The following is a 5,392-nucleotide window of genomic DNA, read 5'->3' as shown; positions in this document are numbered from 1 at the left end:
ATGGATGCTGCGCAGGCGAGTCCTTGGGTCACGTGCGCGTTTGGCCGACCACCTGTCGGCGGTCGGGCGTGACGCCGGTGGAGAGGCCGTGGCGGGAATCGAACCCGCGTAACCCGCTTTGCAGGCGAGTCCCTGAACCACTCGGGCACACGGCCGGGATCAGGTGCGCCACCGTTCGTCCGTGCCGACCTGATGCACTGACGGTAGGAGCCGACGGATCACCGGCTCAAGAGCATCGGCGTCCCTGCAACGGGACTGCCATACGCCGTTCACGAAACACGGCTCGGGCCTACGACCAAGGTCCCAGCCGGTCCCCGGCTCCTGACAGGAGCCAATCCCGGCCGAGCCCCTTACGCTGATCTGCATGACCGCCCTGGACCCCCGCGACACCGACGTCGCCGCCGCCCCACCGACCCCCTCCGACGCCACCGGCGGTGTGCTGAGCCGGCCCTACCGGGCCCTCAGCATCGGGATCGTCTCCGTCGTGCTGCTCATCGCCTTCGAGGCCACGGCCGTCGGTACGGCGATGCCGGTCGCGGCGCGGGATCTGGGCGGGCTGTCCCTGTACGCCTTCGCGTTCTCGGGGTACTTCACGACCAGCCTGTTCGGCATGGTGCTCGCGGGGCAGTGGTCCGACCGCAGCGGCCCCCTGTTCTCGCTGAGCTGCGGCATCGCCGCCTTCGCGGCCGGGCTGCTGGTGTCCGGGACGGCGACCGCGATGTGGGTGTTCATCCTGGGCCGGGCCGTGCAGGGGCTCGGCGGCGGACTGGTCATCGTCGCGCTGTACGTCCTCGTCGGCCGGGCCTACCCGGAGCGGCTGCGCCCGGCGATCATGGCGGCGTTCGCGGCGAGCTGGGTGGTCCCCTCGGTGGTCGGCCCGCTGGCGTCGGGCGCGGTGACCGAACAGCTCGGCTGGCGCTGGGTGTTCATCGGCATCCCCGTACTCGTGGTGTTCCCGCTGGCGCTCGCGCTCCCGCAGATACGGCGGCGGGCGGGCGGCCCCGCCACGGAGGCCGCCGCCCCTTTCGACGCCCGCCGGATCCGCCTGGCCTTCGGTATCTCCCTGGGCGCCGGACTCCTCCAGTACGCCGCCCAGGACCTGAGCTGGGTCTCCCTCGTCCCCGGTGTCGCGGGCGCCGCCCTGCTCGTCCCGGCGGTGCTCGGGTTGCTGCCCCCCGGTACCTGCCGGGCGGCGCGCGGACTGCCGTCCGTGGTGCTGCTGCGCGGTGTCTCGGCGGGCGCCTTCATCTCCGCGGAGAGTTTCATCCCGCTCATGCTCGTCACCGAGCGCGGGCTGTCGCCGACACTGGCCGGGTTCTCCCTGGCGCCGGCCGGCGCGACCTGGGCGCTGGGCTCGTACATCCAGTCCAGGCCGCGCCTGGAGCCGTACCGGGAGCGGCTGATGACGCTCGGCATGCTCGTCGTCGCGGCCGCCATCGCCACCGCGCCCAGCGTGCTGATCCACGCCGTGCCCCCGTGGATCGTCGCCGTCGCCTGGGGTTTCGGCTGCTTCGGCATGGGCCTGGTCATCTCCTCGACCAGCGTCCTGCTGCTGAAGCTGTCCGCGCCCGAGGAGGCGGGCGCCAACTCGGCCGCCCTGCAGATCTCCGACGGCCTGTCCAACGTCCTGCTCCTGTCCGCGGGCGGCGCCGCGTTCGCCGCGCTCGGTGGCGGAACCGTCGCCGGTACGGCCACCGAGGCGACCGCGGACGGCTCCCATCCGGCCGCGTTCGCCGCGGTGTTCCTGCCGATGGCGGTCGTGGCGCTGGTGGGGGCGTGGGTGACGACCCGGTTGCGGACGGAATCCCGCTGACACCGAGTGGTACCCCGTAGTGCGGGGCGCCCTGGACGTACCGAAGATCGCCGCCCGGTTGCCGTGCTTCGCACGCTGATCGAGGTGTGTGCGGCGCGATGTGAGCTGAATCCCATCCCCGGCCACCCCCGCGCGGTCCGGACATGGACCCGCCCGGGTCGCCGGTAGGGTGGCCCGGTTGTCATACCCAGCCGAGCCGCCCAACCCCTCCACGGAGACCGTGAGTACCACTGCCGCCAGCTCCAGCTCCAGCTCCAGCTCCTCCCACTCCCACCACCTCTCACCCGCCTTCCCCGGCCGCGCCCCCTGGGGCACCGCGAGCAAGCTGCGTGCCTGGCAGCAGGGGGCGATGGAGAAGTACATCCAGGACCAGCCGCGTGACTTCCTCGCCGTCGCCACTCCCGGCGCCGGCAAGACGACGTTCGCGCTGACGCTCGCGTCCTGGTTGCTGCACCACCACGTGGTGCAGCAGGTGACCGTGGTCGCGCCGACCGAGCACCTGAAGAAGCAGTGGGCGGAGGCCGCCGCGCGGATAGGGATCAGGCTCGACCCCGAGTACAGCGCCGGACCCCTCGGCCGGGAGTACCACGGCGTCGCCGTCACCTACGCCGGCGTCGGCGTGCGGCCCATGCTGCACCGCAACCGGGTCGAGCAGCGCAAGACCCTCGTCATCCTGGACGAGATCCACCACGCGGGCGACTCCAAGTCCTGGGGCGAGGCCTGCCTGGAGGCGTTCGAGCCCGCGACGCGACGGCTCGCCCTCACCGGTACACCGTTCCGGTCGGACACGAACCCCATCCCGTTCGTGACGTACGAGGAGGGACCGGACGGGATCCGGCGCTCGGCCGCCGACTACACCTACGGCTACGGTTCCGCGCTCGCCGACGGCGTCGTGCGGCCGGTCATCTTCCTCTCCTACAGCGGCAACATGCGCTGGCGCACCAAGGCGGGCGACGAGATCGCCGCCCGGCTGGGCGAGCCCATGACCAAGGACGCCGTCAGCCAGGCCTGGCGCACCGCGCTGGACCCGCGCGGCGAGTGGATGCCGAGCGTGCTGCGCGCCGCCGACCAGCGGCTGACCGAGGTCCGCAAGTCCATCCCGGACGCCGGCGCCCTCGTCATCGCCTCCGACCAGGACTCGGCCCGCGCCTACGCCAAGCTGCTCCGCGACATCACCGGGCACAAGGCGACCCTCGTGCTGTCGGACGACGCGGGCGCCTCCGACCGGATCGACGAGTTCAGCAGCAACGACGACCGGTGGATGGTCGCGGTGCGGATGGTGTCCGAGGGCGTCGACGTGCCCCGGCTCGCGGTCGGGGTGTACGCCACCACGATCTCGACACCTCTGTTCTTCGCGCAGGCCGTCGGCCGTTTCGTACGGTCCCGGCGGCGCGGCGAGACCGCGTCCGTGTTCCTGCCGACCGTGCCCGACCTGCTCTCCTTCGCGAACGAGATGGAGCGGGAGAGGGACCACGTCCTCGACAAGCCGAAGAAGACCGGCGAGGAGGACCCGTACGCCGAGTCCGAGAAGGAGATGGAGGAGGCCAACCGGGAGAAGGACGAGGACACCGGCGAGCAGGACATGCTGCCGTTCGAGGCGCTGGAGTCCGACGCCGTCTTCGACCGGGTCATGTACAACGGCGCCGAGTTCGGCATGCAGGCCCACCCGGGCAGCGAGGAGGAGCAGGACTACCTCGGCATCCCGGGGCTTCTCGAGCCGGAACAGGTGCAGTTGCTGCTGCAGAAGCGGCAGGCCCGGCAGATCGCGCACAGCCGCAAGAAGCCGGACACGGAGGCCGACCTGCTGGAGCTGCCCGCGGAACGGCGGCCCGTGGTCACGCACAAGGAACTGATGGAGCTGCGCCGGCAGCTGAACACGATGGTCGGGGCGTACGTCCATCAGAGCGGGAAGCCGCACGGCGTGATCCACAACGAGCTGAGGCGGGTGTGCGGGGGGCCGCCGAGCGCGGAGTGCACGGCCGGGCAGCTGCGGCAGCGGATCGCGAAGGTTCAGGAGTGGGCCACGCGGATGAGGTGACCCCGACTCCCGACTCCCGCCTGCCGCCTGCCGCCTGCCGACTCCCGCCTGCCGCCTGCCAGCGGTCGGCGGTCGGCGAAACAAGCTGACCAGGGGACGTATCGCCGCAAATCAAACCACTCCGTATCGGCCACTGACCGGATTCTGGACGAAGCCTTCCGCTGAGCGAACCGGCTCGCTACTGTCCCGCTACGCACACGCCCCGTGGCAGCGCCGCCGCGGAGCGCAGCCGTGAAGCGACAGAGTCCGGGAGCCGCCCGGGCCGCCAGCCGATCGGCGGCCTCTGAAGCGCGTCGCCGACGGGACTCGGCGTCGCATCCGCCGCGAGGAGGGCCGCCGACCTCACCACTAAGGAGTGGGCGTCGTGACCGCGGAGACTTCCCAGACGCTCGACCGGGGCCTCAGGGTCCTCAAGCTGCTCGCCGACACCGACCACGGGCTGACCGTCACCGAGTTGTCCCACAAACTGGGCGTGAACCGGACCGTGGTGTACCGCTTGTTGGCCACGCTGGAGCAGCACTCCCTCGTACGCCGCGACCTGGGCGGCCGCGCCCGGGTCGGGCTGGGCGTACTGCGCCTGGGCCGTCAGGTGCATCCGCTGGTGCGCGAGGCCGCGCTGCCCGCGCTGCGGTCGCTGGCCGAGGACATAGGCGCGACGGCGCACCTCACGCTCGTCGACGGCGCGGACGCGCTGGCCGTTGCCGTGGTCGAGCCGTCGTGGACCGACTACCACGTCGCGTACCGCGCCGGGTTCCGGCACCCGCTCGACCGGGGAGCCGCGGGCCGGGCGATCCTCGCCGCCCGCCGGCAGCCCATCGCCGAGCCCGGGTACACGCTCACCCACGGTGAACTGGAAGCGGGTGCCTGCGGAGCCGCCGCCCCACTGATAGGTGTGACGGGTGTCGAGGGCAGCGTGGGCGTGGTGATGCTGGCGGACGCGGTACCGGAGCGGGTGGGCCCCCGCGTGGTGGACGCGGCGCGCGAGGTGGCGGAGGCGCTGCGCTGACCGTCGCACCACCCGACCGGGTGTTTCCTGCCACCCCCTGGCTTTAGCCCAAGGCCATGAAGTTATGGGCTGATGGGTGCTGTCAACAGGATGTCGATGCTGACGGTGGCCTTGTACGTGTGGCGGTCGACGCGCAGGCTCTTGTAGGCGTAACGGGACATCGGACGCTTCACGGCGCGGGGACCGAGGCGTAGTCGGCGGGCGGGCATGAGGTTGTTGAGGACTGCCCGGCCGATGGCGCCCACAAGGTCGATGGTGGTGCCGGCAATCACGCCCGCTGCCTGGATGACCTGGTTACGGGCGGCGTGGAGAGCGATGCTGAAGCTGGCCCGGTCCGGGTCGGCCCCGGGAATGGTGCTGGTGGCGTCGGCGATGGCGATCCTGATCACCTGGTAGGCGGTCAGCAGGGCGTAGATCTCCTGCGCGATGCCCGGCAGAGTGCGGGCCCGCAGCACGCGCCGGCCGAGCAGAGACTTCTTGATTGCGAAGTAGGCGGACTCCACTTCCCATCTCTCGTGATACAGCCTGACCAGCT

General features: G+C 71.5%; 3 protein-coding genes, 1 tRNA gene and 1 pseudogene. 3 read left to right on the top strand and 2 right to left on the bottom strand.

Going from position 1 to position 5,392, the window contains the following annotated elements:
- Positions 1 to 83 precede the first annotated feature (83 nt).
- A tRNA-Cys gene (locus tag ACFYZJ_RS33865) sits at positions 84 to 155 on the bottom strand.
- 209 nt (positions 156 to 364) lie between these two features.
- Between ACFYZJ_RS33865 and ACFYZJ_RS33860 the strand changes: the two genes are divergently transcribed.
- The 3 genes from ACFYZJ_RS33860 to ACFYZJ_RS33850 all read left to right on the top strand — a co-directional run bounded on the left by ACFYZJ_RS33860 (position 365) and on the right by ACFYZJ_RS33850 (position 4,857).
- A complete protein-coding gene (locus ACFYZJ_RS33860) occupies positions 365 to 1,813 on the top strand; it encodes an MFS transporter (protein ID WP_388574632.1) in 1,449 nt (482 codons plus the stop codon).
- A 220-nt stretch (positions 1,814 to 2,033) separates the two neighbouring features.
- Positions 2,034 to 3,851, top strand: a complete 1,818-nt coding sequence (locus tag ACFYZJ_RS33855) for a DEAD/DEAH box helicase (RefSeq protein WP_388574629.1) — start codon at positions 2,034 to 2,036, stop codon at positions 3,849 to 3,851.
- A gap of 364 nt (positions 3,852 to 4,215) precedes the next feature.
- Positions 4,216 to 4,857 carry an IclR family transcriptional regulator gene (locus ACFYZJ_RS33850; RefSeq protein ID WP_388574626.1) on the top strand — a complete coding sequence of 214 codons (642 nt, stop codon included), beginning with the start codon at positions 4,216 to 4,218 and terminating at the stop codon, positions 4,855 to 4,857.
- 62 nt (positions 4,858 to 4,919) lie between these two features.
- On the opposite strand, the pseudogene ACFYZJ_RS33845 reads toward ACFYZJ_RS33850, so the two are convergent.
- Positions 4,920 to 5,392 (bottom strand): annotated as a pseudogene (locus tag ACFYZJ_RS33845) (transposase); the annotation flags it as partial.

The sequence above is a fragment of the Streptomyces sp. NPDC001848 genome (assembly GCF_042891915.1).
In the GTDB taxonomy this organism is placed as follows: Bacteria; Actinomycetota; Actinomycetes; order Streptomycetales; family Streptomycetaceae; genus Streptomyces.
Note: the sequence above shows the minus strand (reverse complement) of the source record. Positions and strands in the feature narration are given on the sequence as shown.

Coding starts and splice junctions, on each gene's coding strand:
- ACFYZJ_RS33860 (WP_388574632.1), top strand. CDS start 365: ATGACCGCCCTGGACCCCCGCGACACCGACGTCGCCGCCGCCCCACCG.